This window comes from Virgibacillus ainsalahensis (assembly GCF_055380755.1).
The window spans coordinates 84,033-104,089 of record NZ_AP043943.1 but is presented as its reverse complement, the minus strand read 5'-3'; the positions used below and the strand labels follow the sequence as shown (position 1 = coordinate 104,089).

Below are 20,057 nucleotides of genomic sequence, written 5' to 3'. Positions count from 1 at the left end.
CAGACTGTTCCTTTTCCCGTTGGAGTCTCGCATTTTTTAAGCAGCTTAGAATAGCTTTTTGTAAGAGAAAATACGTTCATAAAACATAAATTCCATGAGCTTTATCCTTTCTATAATCAGAACACCACTCCAAGCGTAGGCAGAATACGTAGACTCCTGTGGGAATAGCACGAGTCTGAAGACCCCGGAAGAAGCGTTCTTTGCTTCTGAGGAGGCTGAAGCCGTGCCCACGGAAAGCGAAGTATTCTGCCGAAGCGATTGTGATAGCTCGGGTTCAAAAGAAATGGAAGAAGCGAAATCACGATAAAGTTACTTCGTCTTTTATATCTTTTATGTCAAAACCAACAAGTCTTTTTGATGGGATGAGTAATCGCAATCCCAAACCATTTCGGTGGGGCGAGTAACCGCAGTCCTCCCTAATCTTTTCGATGTAAGTGGAATCGCAGGCCAAGTCTTTTAGCAAACAGCCTTCTGGTTAAATTAGTTGTTTTCATTATAGTGGTGACACGACACGTTCTTATCCACCCTATTGGTTTTCTTAACTGCTAAAAAAAAGATGGGCTGTGTTAGCACCATCTTTAGACAATTCTAATGTTATATCGTTTTTACTGCGAAATTAAGAGATCTCAGCTGCTATTTCATCAACTTTTTGCTCTACGTTTACAACAGGTCCAATAACTTCACCGTTCCCATCGACACGTTCGATATCTGCACCAAGAGCGGCCAATTTACCAGCTAAATCAACATATCCCCGGTCAAGATGCTTTAATTCTGTGACACGTGTAACTCCATCTGCCGTTAACCCTGCTAAGATTAGAGCTGCTGCTGCACGAAGATCTGTTGCAGCTACTTCAGCACCCTGTAATTTATTGTCACCTTCGATAATTACACTGCGTCCTTCTATTTTCATTTTCGCATTCATGCGGCGGAATTCTTCCACATGCATAAAGCGATTTTCGAACACAGTTTCTGTGATGACACTTGTACCCTGTGCGCTTAACATTAATGCCATCATCTGTGATTGCATATCTGTTGGAAAACCAGGATGTGGTAATGTTTTAATGTCTGTAGCTTTCAATTTTTCCGGACCAATAACACGCAGCCCTTCTCCTTCTTCTTCAATCGACACGTTCATTTCCTCAAGTTTTGAGATGACAGAACGGAGGTGTTCACTTTCCGCATTCTCAATTAAAACATTTCCGCCTGTAATCGCTGCTGCAACCATAAATGTTCCAGCTTCAACACGATCCGGTATAATGGCATGCTCTGTACCGCATAATTTTTCCACACCTTCTATACGGATTGTTTCTGTGCCGGCACCAACAATTTTTGCACCCATTTTATTTAAGTAATTTGCAAGATCAACGATTTCAGGTTCTTTTGCGCAATTTTCAATGAATGATGTTCCATCTGCCAGGGCAGCTGCCATCATAATATTCTCTGTTGCACCAACACTTGGCATATCAAGATAAATTTTAGCGCCTTTCAGACGTCCATTTACATTCGCTTCTACAAAACCGTTACCGACATGAACCTCTGCACCCATTGCTTCAAAACCTTTCAAGTGCAGGTCAATCGGACGTGATCCGATTGCACATCCTCCTGGCATTGCAACTTTTGCATGGCCATAACGCGCCAGTAAAGGTCCTAAAACCAAAACAGATGCACGCATTTTCCGTACATATTCAAACGGGGCTTCGGTCAAAAGCTTTTTTGAAGCATCAACTACAACTGTATTATTTTCAAATTTTACGTCAGCATTCATGTTTCGTAATACTTCATTAATTGTATAAACATCAGCCAGAACAGGGACATCTGTGATTACACTTTCCCCTTCACTTGCGATAAGACTTGCTGCAATTACAGGGAGCACTGCATTCTTCGCACCTTCAACTTTAACGGTGCCGTTTAATTGGTGTCCACCTCTTACGATGATTTTTTCCATATTATAATTCTCCTTCAAATACAATTTCATAATATTAATATTCATTTATTAGGATAGGTGTTCCTACCGTATATGTCCGATTTCCATCTTGATTCACTGTTACGGCTGCCTGTAGATTCATTGGTATATTTTCTATTGTGATTTTTTGATCCCATAGTGATGTATACCCGTATAGTATTTTTTCATGCATCGAATTTTCAACGTTATCGAACTGTTTTTCCATGTGCTGAAGCTCAAGTTTTTTCGCCAACATATGTAAAAAACTATCACTTTTAATTATATCATCATTCTCTGCCTTCAGCCATGTAAATGTTTGCGAGGCATTTGTAAAGTACTTTCTGGTTATTGAATCCAATCTTGTCTGATAGAAATCTTCTATCGATTCATTCCAATCTGTACCTCCAATCACTGCAATAAGTTCTGGATGGTTTATCCCGTCTTTCGGGATGACAACATTATAATGTTCGGAAATTCCATCCATTTTATGAGTGTTCACAAGAGAATATTTTATACTATTTTCATCTTCTTCCATAGTGACTAAATGACTATTTTCCATGCTTTCCAAAATATTGTTAATTTCCGTATGATTCATCTTCTCTTTTATTGTAACCTGCCATTCTTCCATCGATAGATTACTATCCGTAACAAGAGCAGCCAATTCCATCATCTCATCAGACCCTTGACTCTGTGCCATTGTTTCTGTTGTTATACATAAAAATAATAAACTTATAAATACGACTTTTCTCATAAAAAATAGGCCCCCTGTTCATCAAATAGTATTCTATAGTATGAACAGAGAACCCTTATATAATACGATACAAATTATGACAAATTACCAGATTACGAGATTAGAAGAGAAGCAACAAATCCCTGGACCATTGCAGGATATCAAGGAAAAAGTTGCTTACAGCAGTTCCAATAACAATCGTAATGAAAAGCAATAAAATTCTTGCCTCTGTTGCCTTCCCTTTTGTAATCAGTGGATCAAAATTAATTGAAATAATTAATCTCCATGTTAATGCAATAAAGAAAATATGTGAAATGATACTTATAAGTGCCAATTGACCAATATCAATCATAGCGACCACCTTACTTCTAATTTTGAACATTTTATGACTATTATTATGTTCTATTTCCTACCTGTCATTAATAGACTGCCAATAGTTACTTTGCCATGATTGCAGAAAAATGTCAATGTATTTTATCTTATCTAATTAATTGCAAATAATATTTACATTTCCCGGGAAATAACGACAAATAATTACCCACTAAAAAACCTCCCACAACTGAAGTCAGGGGAGGTTTTTTCATGATATTTTAATTACCAACGTCTAATCGGTTCATTGCTCGTTTGAGTGCTAATTCTGCCCTTTGGAAGTCGATACTATCCTGTTTTGCCTGCAAGCGACGTTCTGCACGTGCCTTCGCTTCTTTGGCTCGTTGGATGTCAATCGCATCAGGTTTTTCAGCTGATTGGGCAAGAATGGTAACTTTGTCCGGTCTTACTTCCATGAACCCACCATTCACAGCAAGTTTCTTCGTATCAGTGCCATTTTTAAGCCGTACGGCAGCAATTGATAATGGGGAAACCAGTGGAATGTGACCAGGCAGTATACCAAGCTCACCACTCTCTGCTTTACAGCTGACCATCTCAAAACTATCTTCCAATACTGGTCCATCAGGAGTAACAACACTCACAGTTAGTGTTTTCAGATGTAACCCCTCCTTAGACTGGCAGGAAGCCGGCTGATAAAATATGTACAAGAGGTTGTTCAAAAGTCCGGTGAAAATGACACATCGAATTTCTTCGTTGGCTTGTTTCTCCGCTGCTCATGTATCTAAAAGCATACATTCCGCTGCACGAAACTACGCCGCCTCGAACTTCTCGGTCCTTTTCATCTTCATTTTGAACACGCACTATAAGATTGTATCAGCCAATTACCGGAAAGCTTTTAAACTGCAATCCAGTCTTCCACCTTATGTCTATTATTCCATACCTTTAGCTTTTTCTTCTACTTCTTCAATCCGGCCTACCAGACGGAATGCATCTTCAGGCAGGTCATCGTATTTTCCATCGAGAATTTTTCTAAATCCTTCAACCGTTTCTTTCACCGGTACATACGAACCTTTCTGACCGGTAAATTGTTCGGCTACGTGGAAGTTCTGAGAAAGGAAGAATTGAATACGGCGTGCACGTGACACAACCATTTTATCTTCATCACCCAGCTCATCCATCCCCAGGATTGCAATAATATCCTGTAATTCTTTGTAGCGCTGAAGTGTTTGCTGTACTTCTGCAGCTACCTGATAGTGCTCTTCTCCGACAACTTCCGGGTCCAATGCACGTGATGTTGATGCCAGTGGATCCACCGCCGGATAGATACCTTGCTCAGATAAGCTACGGTCAAGGTTCGTCGTTGCATCCAGGTGTGCGAACGTTGTTGCCGGTGCAGGGTCTGTATAGTCATCGGCAGGTACATAAATCGCCTGAATGGATGTTACGGAACCTTTTTTCGTTGTTGTAATACGTTCCTGCAGTTGTCCCATCTCTGTAGCAAGTGTCGGCTGATAACCAACAGCTGATGGCATACGGCCAAGCAGTGCGGATACCTCCATACCTGCCTGTGTGAAACGGAAAATGTTATCAATAAACAATAACACGTCCTGCCCCTGTTCATCACGGAAGTACTCTGCCATGGTCAATCCTGTCAGAGCAACACGCATACGTGCACCAGGAGGCTCGTTCATCTGACCGAATACCATTGCCGTTTTCTCGATAACTCCGGAGTCTTTCATTTCATAGTAAAGGTCGTTACCTTCACGTGTACGTTCCCCAACACCTGCGAAAACGGAAATACCACCATGCTCCTGTGCGATGTTATTAATTAATTCCTGGATCAATACGGTCTTACCAACACCCGCACCACCAAATAAACCGATTTTACCACCTCTTACATATGGTGCTAAAAGGTCTACTACTTTGATTCCAGTTTCCAAAATTTGTGTTTCAGTTGTCAGGTCCTCAAATTCCGGTGGCAGACGGTGAATTGGGTCACGACGGACATCTGCTTCTAGTGGCTCGTCCAAGTCGATTTTTTCACCAAGTACGTTAAATACTCTTCCTAATGTCACGTCCCCAACCGGAACGGAAATAGGTCTACCATTATTTTCTACTACTGTTCCACGCTTTAAGCCATCTGTTGATGACATCGCAACCGTACGCACACTGTTATCCCCAAGATGAAGCGCTACTTCCAAAGCAAGTGAAGCATCAGCTTTATCAAGTTGTACGGTTAAAGCGTTATTGATATCTGGAAGCTGTCCGTCTTCGAACTTAACGTCGACGACAGGTCCCATTACTTGTGTCACAAGTCCTTTGCTCAAAAGATTTCCCTCCTAACTAACTTTCTTGACTGCCTCGAAAATTTAAAAGCTTATCACCAAAGATTTATGGTGAGCGTTAAAAATTCCCTTATACTTATCCGACCATCATCTAAATAAGTCAAAGTTGATCATTAATAATCAAGGAGCTATTCCAATGCTGCAACTCCACCACTGATTTCTGTGATTTCCTGTGTAATAGCTGCTTGACGTGCACGGTTATAGGTCAATGTTAAGTCATCGATAAGCTCTTCTGCATTATCTGTTGCACTTTGCATTGCCGTCATACTAGCTGCGTGCTCACTCGCTTTCCCGTCCAATAGCGCACCATAGATTAAACTTTCAGCGTATTGTGGCAGGAGTACTTCCAATATCAATTGTTCATTTGGCTCATACTCATATTGACTGCCAGTTCCACCTTGTTCTTCTAGATCAGTGATTGGCAGTAATTGTTTTGTTGTAACTTGTTGTGAAATCGCACTTACATAATGATTATAGAAAATATGCAGTTCATCGATTTCTTCATCTGCGAACATTTGTACAGTCTCTGAAGCAAGATCTTTAATGTCTGCAAAATCAGGCTGATCTGCCAGTCCGATAATACTTTTGGAGATAGGAAGGCCCAATTTTTTGCAAAACTCATATCCCTTACGCCCAACAGCAATGATGGAATATTCATCTTTTGAGCTGTGATTTTTCTGGATTGTATTGTACATACTTTTTAAAACATTACTGTTATATGCACCAACCAGTCCCTTATCTGATGTAACAACAAGGTATCCCGTCTTTTTCACTTCGCGTTTCTCAAGCATTGGATGTGTTGCATCCCCACTGGAATTCGCAATACTTGCTACAACTTCCTGAATTTTATCACTGTATGGTTCGAATGCTTTTGTATTTTGTTCGGCTTTCGACATCTTTGACGCAGAAACCATTTGCATTGCAGATGTGATTTTCTTCGTCTTTTTTGTCGAATCGATTCTGCCTTTGATATCTCTAAGTGATGCCAAGCTTTTTCACCGCCCTTTCATTCCAAAGGTCCCGAGAGTGTTTCTTATTTTAAGTTTGTTTATTTATTTTCTGAAGGTAAAAATGTTTTCTTAAATGATTCGACCGCATCATTCATATCGTCTGTTTCAGGCAGTTTCCCTGTTTCGCGAATAGACGTAAGCAATTCTTTGCGATTACTGTCCATCCATACACCCATTTCCTCTTCAAAACGAAGAACATCTTCAACTGGGAGGTCATCAAGAAAACCTCTCGTTAATGCATAAAGGCTCATTACCTGCTTTTCAACAGCCATCGGTTTATGAAGACCCTGTTTCAAAATCTCAACCGTACGTTGTCCACGATTCAGTTTTGCCTGTGTAGACTTGTCAAGATCTGAACCGAATTGCGAGAAGGCTTCCAGTTCACGGAAGGATGCCAGGTCAAGTCTCAGCGTACCAGCAACTTTTTTCATTGCCTTTATCTGGGCTGAACCACCTACACGGGATACGGAATTACCTGCGTTTATCGCCGGACGTACACCAGAGAAGAATAAGTCTGACTGCAGGAAGATTTGTCCATCGGTAATCGAGATTACGTTTGTCGGGATATATGCAGCAATGTCCCCGGCTTGAGTTTCAACGAATGGCAATGCAGTTAATGAACCGCCACCGAGTGAATCACTCAATTTAGCTGCACGCTCCAGTAAGCGGGAGTGAATGTAGAATACATCCCCTGGGAATGCTTCACGACCTGGTGGACGACGAAGGAGCAAGGAGAGCTCACGATAAGCTACTGCTTGTTTCGATAAGTCATCATATACGACAAGAACGTGTTTTCCGTTATACATAAATTCTTCACCCATTGCTACACCTGCATATGGAGCAAGATATAGTAATGGCGCCGGTTCTGATGCACCTGCAGATACAACAATTGTGTAATCCAGTGCGCCATGACGGCGGAATGTTTCAACAGTACTTCTCACTGTCGATTCCTTTTGACCAATTGCAACATAAATACAAATCATGTCCTGATCTGCCTGGTTCAGGATTGTATCAACCGCTACAGTTGTTTTACCTGTTTGACGGTCACCGATAATCAACTCACGCTGACCACGGCCGATTGGCACAAGTGCGTCAATCGCTTTAATACCAGTCTGTAATGGCTCATCAACTGATTTACGATCCATTACCCCTGGAGCAGCTGCTTCAATCGGACGGTTATTTGTTGTTTCAATTGCGCCCTTACCATCAATCGGCTGCCCAAGTGGGTTTACCACACGTCCAATTAATTCTTCTCCAACTGGAACTTGCATGATACGCCCAGTACGGCGAACTTCATCGCCCTCTTTAATTTCTGAGAATGGGCCCAGAATAATAATACCAACATTATTTTCTTCCAGGTTTTGCGCCATACCCATGACACCATTTGAGAATTCAAGCAGTTCCCCGGCCATTGCATTATCAAGGCCGTGGGCACGAGCGATACCGTCACCAATTTCAATAACTGTTCCGACATCACTTACTTCAATATCTGTATCAAACGATTCAATTTGCTGTTTTATAAGTGTGCTGATCTCTTCAGCTTTGATGCTCATAGCCTTTCACCCCTATCATCATTTGTTTGCAGTCAGCATATCTCGTTCTATTCTTTTTAGCTTTCCGCTAATGGAGCCATCATAAATTGTATTTCCCATACGAATTTTCACTCCGCCAACAAGCGTTGGATCAACAACATTTTCAAACGAAACCGATACTTTATTTAAACGTTTCGCAAATGATGTTTCCAATTCCTGTTTTTCGGCATCCGACAGTTCGCGAACAGAGTATACACGAGCCTCTGCAATTCCTTTTGCATCATTCGATAATTGGACTAAATGATCAATAATGGAGGGAGTGACCTCCACACGATGACGTTCCACTAATATTTTCAATGTGTTAACGACATCTGTTCCGAGACCTTGAAACACTTCATCAAGAAACTGTTTCTTTTTCTCATTATCAAAACGGGGATGCTTCAGGAATGTAATAAGTTCCTTGTTTGTTTGAAAAACTTCCTTCACTACGCGAAAATCTTCCAGTAACTGGTCCAGCACAGCTTTTTCTTTGCCGAGTTGGAAAAGAGCTTCTGCATAACGTTTGGCAACTAATGCTTCACTCATATCTCTTCTCCTACCTCTTTAATGTATTCATTGATCAATTTCTCTTGATCCTGTGCACTGATTTCTTTCTCAATAACTTTACCTGCAATAAGTACAGATAATGAAGAAACTTTATCTTGAAGTGCCTGCAGTGCCTGTTCTTTCTCGTTTTGAATATCTGCCTGTGCAGCTTCCTTAATACGGGAAGCTTCCGTACGGGCAGACTCAATAATATCTTGTTCTTGTCTAACCCCAGCATTTTTTGCATCTTCTATAATTTTTTGTGCTTCTTGTTTGGTTTGCTTTAATTGCTCTACAGCTTCGTTTGATGCTTTTTCTGCTTCCGCGCGGCTTTTTTCTGCAGCTTCTATTTCACCTGCAACATAATCTTCACGCTTTTGCATCATATTCACTACCGGTCCCCATGCGAACTTCCCGACTAAAAAGAGTAACAAGAGAAAGAAGACCAGCTGCACGAGCATATCTCCAAGTTGGAAACCGCCAATTGCATGAATTATCATATGATCAGTAAACGTATGCACAGAATTCACTCCTTTCACTTCCATGGTGAATATTACATCTATATTTGTTTATCACTAAGTCTTTCCAGGAATAATCACAAACAACGGCGAAGGTTCTTTTGGAAGATAATCTTCGCCATTTTTATCAGTTCCTATTAAATTACATAACCATTAACGCGATAACCACCGCGATGATTGGAACAGCCTCAACCAAACCTACACCAATGAACATTGTTGTTTGCAATTGACCTTTCAGTTCTGGTTGACGGGCAATCCCCTCAACTGTACGACTTACGATCAAACCGTTACCTATACCAGCACCAAGTGCCCCTAATCCTACTGCGATTGCAGCTGCTAAAGCTCCCATAATATAAATCCTCCTCAAAATGATATATAAATTTTATTATTTCCAATTTTAACAGGTATTCTATTAAAACTGGGTAACTAAAGAATGAAAAAGTTGTTCAATAATGTTTAATGTTCTTCACTTACTTTGTGTGAAATATAAACCATGGATAGTATGGTGAAGATAAATGCCTGGATACCGCCAATGAACACACTGAATCCTTGCCATGCCAAGAATGGGATAGCCCCACCTATAAAACCAAAGAAACCGGATGATGTTAAACTTACAAGCAGTGCCAGCAAAACTTCTCCTGCATAAATGTTACCAAACAGACGAAGACCTAACGTCAAGGTGTTTGCAAACTCCTCCACAATTTTGATTGGAAATAAAAAGCCTACCGGACGGAAGTAATCCTTTATATATTCTTTGCCACCCCGCAATTTTATTCCGTAATAATGGGACAATACAATTACCATTGCTGCTAATGTCAGGGTGATGCCCGGATCAGCAGTTGGTGATTTCCACCATAAGTTATGACCCACAACCCCATTTGTTATTACACCAAGCAAGTTGCCTACAAGTATATATGTAAACAATGTGATTGCCAGTGGAAGGAAAAGCCTTCCTGTTTTCCAGTCCATGGTGTCATTAACGATCCCCTTTATAAAATCGAGAATCCACTCCATCACATTTTGCGCCCCGGTCGGTTTCATCTGCAGTTTTCTTGCACCAAGTACACTTAGGACAAATACAATTGCCGAAGTTACAATGATCATAAGGACATTGGCCATATTAAAATCAAGCCAGGAAATCCCGAACACATCTTCCACGATTGGAGCTGTATGATTCAAAATTCTCACCCCTTTGTATTTTTAATATAGTATGAACTCATATATTACCTTCCTGAGCTGGCCTTAATTGTTGTGTTTGCCCTTCTCATGTTTTATGAGTACCTGATAAAACATGTCCAGCATCATAAATATGTAGGATGTTGCCAGCCCGGCAACTACAGCAATAATATGAAAGTGTTCTTCGAATCGAAGCGCGATTAATGTAACCAGCGCCGCTGCGGCCATCCTTGCAAATGTTCCGATACCAAGCTTTGAAGAAGTACCACCCTTTGCTACAGTTTCTCCAAACTGTTCGGTTTTCCTCTGCAAAAGCCACAGATTATAAAAACTTGCCACACTACCTAACAGAAGTCCATTAAAGACACGTGTATATGGTGTGAAGACAGACCCAAGCAAGAATACCGCTAAAGAAAATAGCATCCACTTGCGTTGACGTGTTACCATTGCATCATAATTCAACATGTATTACGTTTCTCCTTAAAAATCGAAACAAAGCTTTCCAATACACCAACGCTGTCCAAATAAAATCTGATTTTTTATCAGGAATAAATGGGGCAAGTATCCTGTATATATGTTAGACAATGTATATAAGATTAAATTTGCCTGCGTCGGGACTGTTCGGCTGAGGTTCAAAAGATGTCTTCACCACAATTCCCCTAAAAACACGGTACCCTGTTTCCTTCTAAAAGCAGTTTAAAATGTGACCTGCAGTTTTCGTGGGGAGTCAATCAATTGGAGGTTTTCTACTTCCTATGTATGACAACTTTCGATATAAAAATAGAAATAATGCACTGAAACTGAAAACCTTCTCATCCCACACTTAGCAAGTTTACATTAGCCTGATATATGTTGTCAATTGCTTTCTATACCCAATTTCAGTTATATTTGCAATGATATTTCCCGAGAGCGAAAGACAGATTTTTATGAATTTAGCAACGATTTATAAACGCCTATAATAAAGGCTTTCTATTACCTAAAATCATATATCAAATTCTTTCTGTTTTAAACCATCCATTTATATAAAAAGTGACATTTTCGTGAACGATTTTTCGCCATTCATTTTTTTGTTGAATTTACATCACAAAAATGCCACTTCTTGCTCATTTCCCGATACTCTACGTTACTCAATAAACAGCATCATTTCATGGCTTTCATGCCCGCCATCTTCCAGGTATACGGTCAGCAATGCCAGATAATTGCCCGGTTTTCCAATTTCCGATTCCTTCAACTCCCCTTCATTCATACCTACTTCCAATTCATCTGTTTCCAGTAATGTTCGCTCATACATCAGTGTATCTGGGTTGTATAATTCCACTTCTGCTTTGGTTGCAGATTCCGTTATATACAAGCGGTATTCAAACGTATCATCAGAGAACATTTTTGGCCCAAATTCAAAACCCATTGCTTTTGGCTGTTGTGCCTCTTTGTTCACGAATAGGTATGGAAGGTGATACGTTTCTTTGTCCTGATTTAATTCAATCCACCCCTGATGGAGTCCTTCATCTATCTGGGAGCTGTTGATACTTATTTCGATTGGAATTGTTCTGCTTTCCATTGCTTCAATTGTAAAGCTCTGTGGAAGTTCCCACGTTATCCCTTTTTGTTTTTTGGGGATATCAAATGTGTAGGTCTGATCCTGTTCTGTTGTATTTTCAATCTCTACTTCAATTGTCTGACTTTCTTTATATGCTTCGATTTTTCCAAAGGCAAGCATCGAATCATGGATAATTGTCCCTGTTTCAATCGCTGCTTTCGGCTGTATTTCTCCAGACCCCTGGATTATTGGTTCATTTGGGGTTCCATCTTCCGTTTCCATTCGCATTGCCGTCGTCTTTAATGCTCCAAAAATCTGATCATTTGTCCAGTCCGGTTTTGCTTCTTTCAGTAATGCAACGGCGCCTGCGACATGTGGTGCTGCCATACTGGTCCCCTGAAGCTGCTGATAGCCGTTCGGAACCGTGCTTAATATATCCGTTCCTGGTGCAAGTACATCCGGCTTGATATGCCAATTAACTGTCACCGGACCACGGGAACTGAAATTTGCGATAGAGTGTATCGTTTCCTGATACACTGTTTCCAGTTGCAGGTTATCTTTTTGAACTTTTTCCTGAAGCCATTTTCCGTCCGCATGTGAAATAACAGCTACAGGAATCGTTATCGGACTATTTTTATTATCAATCGTCCCCTGCATTGGCTCTTCCTCATTATTATAAATGACCACCCCTACAGCTCCGTTATCTTCAGCTGTCTTCGCTTTTTCATAGAAAGGTACATCATCACGTTTGAAAAGTGCTATCTTACCTAAAAGATTAGCTTCTTCGCCAGGTGCAACCGGATATGTTTTTTCCAGATTCCATGGGACTGATCCTGCCATTGGTTGAAGCGGAATCGGTTTATCTGATGAAAATTCGTAAAGGTAAGGCATCCTCCCTGGAGGACTGGAAGCACCGACAGCAAGTGCACCGGAAGCAGTCGCAGGTGAACCAACCGTCCAATTATCCGGACCGTTATTTCCATTGGCAAGAACGACAGCGACCCCCAGATCATTCGCACGGTTTACCGCCATACTCGTCGGATAATCCGGGCCATTGACTGCATTACCGAGTGACAGGTTCATCACATCCACTCCATCTTCAACCGCCTGTTCCATTGCTGCAATTACCTGGACCGTTGTCCCCCTCCCACCAGGACCGAGTGCACGATACGCATAGATCTCTGCCTCCGGGGCAACTCCCTTTATCTCTCCATTCGCTGCAATAATCCCTGCAACATGTGTGCCGTGGAGGGTTGGTATCCCCTCTTCAATTGTTGTTTCCATTGGATCCTCGTCCAAATCAACGACATCGTAGCCTCCCCGGTAATTCATCGCCAGATCCGGGTGGTTATAATCGATGCCTGTATCAATGACACCTACTTTGACGCCTTTTCCAGTATGAACGGTATCATTCAGGTCGGAAGGAATGACAGCACTGGACTGCTCATCGGACAGGCTTACAGACATGTCTGTACTGTAGGATTTTACATTATGGACCGTTTTGATAAATTCCAGGGATTCCATTTTTTCGAGTTTCTCAGGAGATCCTTGTAGTGCTAAACCATTAAGTAGTTGGTCGTACACAGCGATCACCTCAACGAATGGATGATAGGCTTCAAGATATTTTTTATGTTCGTCTGGATCACCCTCGACTTCTATGATGATTGATTGGAGGTCCTCTTCGGATGCATGTGAAATGATGGTGGGGGTTATCAACACGGTGAGGATGGCTGCGAATATGCAGAATAATCGGCGCATGGTAGGACTCCTTTTTCCTTCTAGCTTTTGGAAGATGGAGCTGAATTATACTTGGTATGTTCGCCTTTATTTTTGGATTTCTAAAAGATAATTAATTTGACACAAAAACGATAAAATACGACATGCCTGCTGGGTTGATTTCCGTAGCGAGTAATCGCATCAACCATAATTTCAAGTTACTTCGTCTTTTATATCTATTGCGACATCAAAATTTGCGAATGCGAATTGAAAGTGCCTTATTTTTTTACAATAAAAAACTGCTACCTCTCTAAAAAAGAGATAACAGCTATCATGTTATTACTTCGTGCCAAACAACCGGTCACCTGCGTCACCGAGTCCTGGAACAATATATCCATTTTCATCCAGTTTTTCGTCCATTGCTGCTAAATAAATATCAACGTCCGGATGTTCTTTCTGAATGACTTCAACACCCTCCGGTGCAGCAATCAGACACATCAGGCGGATATTTTGCGCTCCATGTTTTTTCAAGGAATGAATCGCATCATTTGCAGACCCACCTGTCGCAAGCATCGGATCAATCACAATTAATTCACGTTCTTCAATATCAGAAGGTAATTTTATATAGTATTCATGTGGGATAAATGTCTCCGGATCGCGGTACATCCCGATATGCCCAACTTTAGCTGCAGGGATAAGGTTCAACATTCCGTCAACCATACCAAGCCCGGCACGTAAAATCGGAATAAGCCCGATTTTTTTACCTGCTAATACTTTCGTTGTAGCTTCCATCACCGGCGTTTCAGTTGTCGTCTCCTGTAATGGGAGGTTTCTTGTTATTTCAAATGCCATCAGCATGGCTACTTCGTCTACAAGTTCGCGGAATTCCTTTGTCCCTGTGTTTTTATCTCTTATGTAGGTTATTTTATGTTGAATCAACGGATGATCCAGTACGAAAACATTGCTCATTAGTCGATCACTCCTTCGAAAAAAGTTATATCTTTAAAATTGTACTAATAAAACGAACTGCTTTCAAGCTATCACTAATTTTTGTAATAATTAATCACAAAAACTGCAGAAAAAGGATGCCCCGACCCGGGACACCCTTCATCTTTTCTTAAGCATATACTTTTGAATATAATGGAAACTTATCTGTCAGTTTCTTCACACGATCCGCAGCTTCTTTTAATTTTGCTTCATCTTCATGATTTTTCAATGTCAGTGAAATGATAGAAGCAATTTCTTTCATTTCTGCTTCACCAAAACCACGGGAAGTTACAGCCGCTGTTCCGATACGGACACCACTTGTCACAAACGGGCTTTCTGTATCAAAAGGAATCGTATTTTTATTTGTGGTAATTCCGATATCATCCAGCACTTTTTCAGCTACTTTCCCTGTAAGCTCCAGTGTTGTCACATCCACAAGCATTACATGATTATCGCTTCCGCCTGAAACGATACGAAGCCCTTCTTTTTCCAATTCACTACTTAGTGCACTAGCATTTTTAATAATTTGTTTCGCATATGTTTTAAAATCATCAGATAATGCTTCTTTGAAACATACTGCTTTCGCTGCAATAATATGCATTAATGGACCACCCTGCATCCCTGGGAATACAGACTTATCAACCTTTTTCGCATGTTCCTCTGTACATAGAATCATCCCGCCACGAGGCCCGCGCAATGTTTTATGTGTAGTCGTTGTAACAAAATGGGCATGTGGCACCGGATTTTGATGTAGACCTGCCGCTACAAGTCCGGCAATATGTGCCATATCAACCATTAAATAAGCATCTACACGATCAGCGATTTCACGGAATTTCGCAAAATCAATTTTCCGGGAATAGGCACTTGCACCAGCAACAATCAGCTTCGGCTTTACCTCTTTTGCTTTTTCCAAAATCACGTCATAGTTCAGCTCTTCGCTTTCTTCTTCGACACCATAGTCCACAAAATTATATAGTTTCCCACTAAAATTAACAGGACTGCCATGTGTCAGATGACCACCATGATTAAGGTTCATACCAAGTACCGTGTCACCCGGTTTTAGGACACTGGAGTATACAGCCATATTTGCCTGGGCACCAGAGTGTGGTTGAACATTGGCATGATCTGCTCCAAATAACTGTTTTGCACGGTCACGCGCCAGGTTTTCCGCAACATCAACATGCTCACAACCGCCATAATATCTTTTGCCGGGGTAGCCTTCCGCATATTTATTTGTTAATACGGATCCCATTGCCTCCATCACTGCTTCTGAGACAAAGTTTTCTGATGCAATTAACTCAACTTTATCCTGCTGACGTGATTTCTCTGCTTGAATTGCCTGATATAATTCATAGTCTGATTGCTTTACATGCTCCATTTGTCATCCTCCTATGTAAGTAAAAAATTATTTTAATTACTCCATCGTGATATATATGGAATAAATTAAATATTTTATTTGTAGATGGTATTTAATCTTGTATCTTCATAATTTGCCCGCTGTCCACCAATCAATTTGGGCCGGGTTCTTGCAGCTGTTACTCTGGCATTGCCGATAGATCGCTGGTCTAATCTTAAAGGTACTGCCACATGTTTTAACTGCATACCAATCATTGTTTCACCTATATCAATCCCGGCATGTCCTTTGATTGTTTCAACAACGACAGGGTTGTCCATCTCTTTAAATCCGAAGGAAGCCATCGATCCGCCTGCTTTTGGTACAGGTATGGCAGAAACTTCTTCAAGCCGGTTCATCTGCATCGTTTCTTTTTCTACGACAAGGGCCCGGTTCAGATGTTCACAGCATTGAAAGACAAGCTGGACACCTGTTTCCCGCTTTAATTTCCTCAGTTCCGAAAAAAGAATCCCGGCAATCTCCTCACTCCCGGATGTCCCTATTTTTTCACCAATCACTTCACTCGTAGAACAGCCTATAACAAAGAGATCCCCTTCTTGTAATAAATCGCTGGTAATCCATTCGTTAATGACAGCTTCGATATCCTTTTGAACCTGTTGATTAAAATCTGTCATTCACGCTCACCTGCCATCATATGTTGAATCAGTCCATTTGCTTTTCGCAAGTGAACGATAAAATGTTGTTCATTTTTACATATTGTTTATTTGTATATTATGCAACAAATCGAGTCATTTTTTAAGTCCTTTTTTAAACAAAAAGAAAAATTGCAATCATTATACTTATTTATCCAATTTTTTGCGCAACAGATTAATATATTTATCCAGTTCTACAAGTGTCTCCTGATAGACTCTCAGGTCCCCACCAAATGGATCAGAGACGTCATAATTGATAAGATTTGCTTCCAGCCGCCGAATTTGTTTACCATCTTCATATACATGTTCCTGCAGTTCCCGGTCCAATTTCTTATTATCCATATGGCGCTGATTTTTCTGGATGAATAATGATCGTTTTTCCTCATAATCGGAATAGGCTTTTTTCAGTTCATCCCATACTTGTTTATCCGAGTCGGAAACATATTCTTTAAGGGTGAAATATTTTTCCTGAAAATTCGGAAATTCGATGATCAGTGATTGTTTGTGCGAAGTAGTCATTGTTAATACTATATCCGCCCACTGCAATAATTTCGTTGTCACCGGCTGCGAAAGATGATTCACTTCAATATTACGCTCTTTTAAAACATTCAAGGCATTCTCATTTGCCCGTTGATTCATTCCAGCAAATAACCCTGCAGACTGCACCTCGGCATCAGGAATTTTCTCTCTAAGCAATGCTTCAGCCATCGGACTTCGACATGTATTCCCCGTACAAACAAACAAAATCTTCATTCGTGAACCTCCGTTTATTTACTCTAGGTTAAATATATCATAAATAAAGGGAAAACGAGAGGGTTTTTAGAAAAGGAATTTTGGAAGTAATTGGGGCAATTCAAGGAGAAGTGTACGTGGAAGGATGTTACGCTATAAGTTATAGCGTCCGGCGCTCAGGCTCGGTGGTCCGGCGCTCAGGCTCGGTGGTCCGGCGCTCAGGCTCGGTGGTCCGGCGCTCAGGCTCGGTGGTCCGGCGCTCAGGCTCGGTGGTCCGGCGCTCAGGCTCGGTGGTCCGGCGCTCAGGCTCGGTGGTCCGGCGCTCAGGCTCGGTGGTCCGGCGCTCAGGCTCGGTGGTCCGGCGCTCAGGCTCGGTGGTCCGGCGCTCAGGCTCGGTGGTCCGGCGCTCAGGCTATCGCTCGAGTTTTAAAACTCTCGCTCAGCCAAACAATAAATACAGGCCAAATCCGCACAGAATACTTCCGCCGAGTAATTCGCTATAGGCACCTAACAGGCCATGGACTTTTCTGCCAAGCATCATACCACACCATGTGAGGATGGTACTTGCTGCACCAAACAAAAATAATGCAAGCACGATTTTGACACCAGAAATTCCCAGACTCAAGCCAACCGAAAAACTGTCTATACTCACACTGAAAGCAAGGAGAAACAAACCGATGCCAACAGGCTCAACCATTTTTTTGGAACCCTGATGGAATGCAGAAAAGAACATTTGTGCACCAATACCGAATAACAACAGCCCGCCAGCGAGTGTCGTGAATTGACCGATTTGTGTAGAGATGACCTGTCCAAGAATGATTCCAACAAACGGCATGAGCACATGCATCAATCCGATGACGATACCGATTAACGCAATTCGTTTAAGTCTCAGCTGCTGCATCCCCAGTCCCAGGCTTACAGAAAATGCATCTGCGCCAAGGGCTGTAGCCATTATTAATAATGAAACGATTTCAGCTATGTAATAATCCTGCATTCTATTTTCCTCCCCGGACATGCTTCTAAACTATATGCATCTCCGGGGAGGTTTATGATATTTCACATATGGCTATACCGTGATTTTAAAATATTCACTTGCTGCTTTTTTTAACCGGTTCATTACCGCCTGGCCGATCCCTTCTTCCGAAAAAGCCTCACATATAATGATATCCACATCACCTTCTTTAAATGTGCGCAAAGCTTCATATAAATGTGCTGCGATTTCGGTTGCATCCTTCCCAAGTGAAATTTTTTCATCCGCTTCTAACAAACCCGCCATATTGTTTGTAGCAAGCACTCCAACACGCCTATTGTTCTCTTGCTCCTTATAAATCATCTGCTGGATTTTCTCAGGTTCCCCATCTACGAGCCATAAGGGGACTTCCGGAGAATAGTGCTTATACTTCATTCCTGGAGCTTTTGGCTTGTCCTCTTTGTTTGCCAAAGCCGGATCAACCATCACTGTTCCAACAACCTCTTCCAGCTGTTCTTTCGTTACACCACCTGGCCGGAGAATGATGGGGATATCCTGTGTACAATCGATTACCGTTGACTCCACCCCGACACCTGTTGGCCCGCCGTTCAGGACTCCGGCAATTTTTCCATATAAATCATCCCAGACATGCTGCGCTGTGGTTGGGCTTGGTTTTCCAGAAATATTCGCACTCGGTGCTGCAATCGGAATATCACAATATTGCAGAAGCTGCAGTGCGACCGGATGATCAGGCATTCTCACCCCGATTGTGGGTAAACCTGCTGTTACATTCATTGCACATGTACCATTGCTCGGCAAAACAAATGTCAGAGGCCCGGGTGTGAATGCCTTGATTAACTTATCCACATAGCTATGGACATTACCCACAAGCTCTTTCAACTGCTCCTGACTCGCGATGTGGGCAATTAGCGGATTGTCCTCCGGGCGTCCTTTTGCCCGGAAAATTTTCGAAACAGCCGCTTCACTTGTCGCATCTGCTCCCAGGCCGTATACCGTTTCTGTCGGAAATGCCACCGTTTCTCCATGTTTGAGCAGCTCTGCCGCTTCTTTAATTACTTTATCATTATATGGTTTGTCATTTTTTATCGTCCAACGTACTGTTTCCATCCGTATGTTCCCTCATTTCTACCACCATTTTAATCGATAAGCATCTCCGAGTAAAATTTTAGCAAACTGTGGTTTCATCGGGCATTGATGGCAAAACCTTCATCTAAACGCCTTCAGTAAGAGAGCTTTATGTTTTCTTAACATCCAAATAGGCCTGCAGAATTTTATCCACAGGCCTATGCTTTATCTATAGGGGTTTTGTAAATTTAGTGTGAAGTTTATACACAAATACGTTAAATTGTTAACAGCTTCCCAACAAGTTATACACATGACCCTGTGGACAATGTGTATAACTTTTAGAAAATTTGGGTTTCCTTCACTTATTAACATTTCTTTCTTGTACTTATCCTCAAATACGCCTACGAAACACTATAAGACCACCAATTTCCTTCGTTTGCATTGTACTTATCCACAAAAACCTTTCCCTTTTGTGGGTTAAATTGCAGCGCTTCCAATAATAAATCCACAACCGGCTGATGACTGTGTACATATATTTTTTTCGCCTGCTTCTTTTTTGCCAGCATTAGGATGGCGTCCAACAAAAAAGGAAGTTTTGCTGCTTCCGTTTGAGTAATATAAAGTTGCTTCAGCCAAAACACGCCTTCCTCCATCTCCTCTAATACAAAGCAACCTTCAATTTTTTCATTGATTTCTACTACATGACCTTTTAACAGGAGAGAATCTTTTTTGACATGATTATTTTTTTCGAAAAATTGTTCCAGATCTTCCTCAGATGCGCGGTAAGCCGGGATTAAATTCATACATATCACCTC

General features: G+C 41.4%; 20 protein-coding genes and 1 pseudogene. All 21 read right to left on the bottom strand.

Annotation, left to right across the window (positions count from 1 at the left end; translation table 11 throughout):
• Positions 1 to 616: 616 nt before the first annotated feature.
• Positions 617 to 1,945, bottom strand: a complete 1,329-nt coding sequence (gene murA, locus ACZ427_RS00485; RefSeq protein ID WP_461176789.1) for a UDP-N-acetylglucosamine 1-carboxyvinyltransferase — start codon at positions 1,943 to 1,945, stop codon at positions 617 to 619.
• A gap of 34 nt (positions 1,946 to 1,979) precedes the next feature.
• Complete coding sequence (locus ACZ427_RS00480; RefSeq protein ID WP_461176788.1) at positions 1,980 to 2,693, bottom strand: YwmB family TATA-box binding protein; 714 nt, start codon at positions 2,691 to 2,693, stop codon at positions 1,980 to 1,982.
• A 100-nt stretch (positions 2,694 to 2,793) separates the two neighbouring features.
• Complete coding sequence (locus tag ACZ427_RS00475) at positions 2,794 to 3,024, bottom strand: DUF1146 family protein (RefSeq protein WP_461176819.1); 231 nt, start codon at positions 3,022 to 3,024, stop codon at positions 2,794 to 2,796.
• A gap of 238 nt (positions 3,025 to 3,262) precedes the next feature.
• Positions 3,263 to 3,658 (bottom strand): F0F1 ATP synthase subunit epsilon, encoded by a 396-nt coding sequence (locus ACZ427_RS00470; RefSeq protein WP_461176818.1) that lies wholly within the window; start codon positions 3,656 to 3,658, stop codon positions 3,263 to 3,265.
• A gap of 273 nt (positions 3,659 to 3,931) precedes the next feature.
• Complete coding sequence (gene atpD / locus ACZ427_RS00465) at positions 3,932 to 5,329, bottom strand: F0F1 ATP synthase subunit beta (RefSeq protein ID WP_461176787.1); 1,398 nt, start codon at positions 5,327 to 5,329, stop codon at positions 3,932 to 3,934.
• A 146-nt stretch (positions 5,330 to 5,475) separates the two neighbouring features.
• Positions 5,476 to 6,336 (bottom strand): ATP synthase F1 subunit gamma, encoded by an 861-nt coding sequence (atpG, locus tag ACZ427_RS00460; protein ID WP_461176786.1) that lies wholly within the window; start codon positions 6,334 to 6,336, stop codon positions 5,476 to 5,478.
• 59 nt (positions 6,337 to 6,395) lie between these two features.
• Positions 6,396 to 7,910, bottom strand: coding sequence for a F0F1 ATP synthase subunit alpha (gene atpA, locus ACZ427_RS00455; protein WP_461176785.1), 1,515 nt, complete (start codon positions 7,908 to 7,910; stop codon positions 6,396 to 6,398).
• Positions 7,911 to 7,928: 18 nt separating this feature from the next.
• Positions 7,929 to 8,474 carry a F0F1 ATP synthase subunit delta gene (locus ACZ427_RS00450; protein ID WP_461176784.1) on the bottom strand — a complete coding sequence of 182 codons (546 nt, stop codon included), beginning with the start codon at positions 8,472 to 8,474 and terminating at the stop codon, positions 7,929 to 7,931.
• Positions 8,471 to 8,974: a F0F1 ATP synthase subunit B gene (atpF, locus tag ACZ427_RS00445; RefSeq protein WP_461176817.1), complete on the bottom strand. Its 504-nt coding sequence runs from the start codon at positions 8,972 to 8,974 to the stop codon at positions 8,471 to 8,473. The genes ACZ427_RS00450 and atpF overlap by 4 nt, the downstream gene beginning before the upstream one ends.
• 160 nt (positions 8,975 to 9,134) lie before the next feature.
• On the bottom strand, positions 9,135 to 9,341 hold the full coding sequence (gene atpE, locus ACZ427_RS00440) for a F0F1 ATP synthase subunit C (RefSeq protein WP_461176783.1): 207 nt from the start codon (positions 9,339 to 9,341) through the stop codon (positions 9,135 to 9,137).
• 107 nt (positions 9,342 to 9,448) lie between these two features.
• On the bottom strand, positions 9,449 to 10,171 hold the full coding sequence (atpB, locus tag ACZ427_RS00435; protein ID WP_461176782.1) for a F0F1 ATP synthase subunit A: 723 nt from the start codon (positions 10,169 to 10,171) through the stop codon (positions 9,449 to 9,451).
• A 63-nt stretch (positions 10,172 to 10,234) separates the two neighbouring features.
• Positions 10,235 to 10,633: an ATP synthase subunit I gene (locus tag ACZ427_RS00430; RefSeq protein ID WP_461176781.1), complete on the bottom strand. Its 399-nt coding sequence runs from the start codon at positions 10,631 to 10,633 to the stop codon at positions 10,235 to 10,237.
• Positions 10,634 to 11,291: 658 nt separating this feature from the next.
• Positions 11,292 to 13,463: a S8 family serine peptidase gene (locus ACZ427_RS00425; protein ID WP_461176780.1), complete on the bottom strand. Its 2,172-nt coding sequence runs from the start codon at positions 13,461 to 13,463 to the stop codon at positions 11,292 to 11,294.
• Positions 13,464 to 13,760: 297 nt separating this feature from the next.
• The gene (gene upp / locus ACZ427_RS00420) at positions 13,761 to 14,390 is read right to left on the bottom strand and encodes a uracil phosphoribosyltransferase (RefSeq protein WP_461176779.1); all 630 of its coding nucleotides are present in this window, start codon (positions 14,388 to 14,390) and stop codon (positions 13,761 to 13,763) included.
• A 148-nt stretch (positions 14,391 to 14,538) separates the two neighbouring features.
• A complete protein-coding gene (locus tag ACZ427_RS00415; RefSeq protein ID WP_461176778.1) occupies positions 14,539 to 15,786 on the bottom strand; it encodes a serine hydroxymethyltransferase in 1,248 nt (415 codons plus the stop codon).
• Positions 15,787 to 15,860: 74 nt separating this feature from the next.
• On the bottom strand, positions 15,861 to 16,436 hold the full coding sequence (locus ACZ427_RS00410; RefSeq protein ID WP_461176777.1) for a TIGR01440 family protein: 576 nt from the start codon (positions 16,434 to 16,436) through the stop codon (positions 15,861 to 15,863).
• Positions 16,437 to 16,601: 165 nt separating this feature from the next.
• On the bottom strand, positions 16,602 to 17,207 hold the full coding sequence (locus ACZ427_RS00405) for a low molecular weight protein arginine phosphatase (protein WP_461176776.1): 606 nt from the start codon (positions 17,205 to 17,207) through the stop codon (positions 16,602 to 16,604).
• 139 nt (positions 17,208 to 17,346) lie between these two features.
• Positions 17,347 to 17,565 (bottom strand): annotated as a pseudogene (locus ACZ427_RS00400) (hypothetical protein); the annotation flags it as partial.
• Positions 17,566 to 17,625: 60 nt separating this feature from the next.
• Entirely contained in the window at positions 17,626 to 18,180 is a 555-nt protein-coding gene (locus tag ACZ427_RS00395; RefSeq protein WP_461176775.1) for a manganese efflux pump MntP, read from the bottom strand.
• A 72-nt stretch (positions 18,181 to 18,252) separates the two neighbouring features.
• Positions 18,253 to 19,284 carry an L-threonylcarbamoyladenylate synthase gene (locus tag ACZ427_RS00390; protein WP_461176774.1) on the bottom strand — a complete coding sequence of 344 codons (1,032 nt, stop codon included), beginning with the start codon at positions 19,282 to 19,284 and terminating at the stop codon, positions 18,253 to 18,255.
• A gap of 359 nt (positions 19,285 to 19,643) precedes the next feature.
• Positions 19,644 to 20,045: a GNAT family N-acetyltransferase gene (locus ACZ427_RS00385; RefSeq protein WP_461176773.1), complete on the bottom strand. Its 402-nt coding sequence runs from the start codon at positions 20,043 to 20,045 to the stop codon at positions 19,644 to 19,646.
• Positions 20,046 to 20,057: the final 12 nt, after the last annotated feature.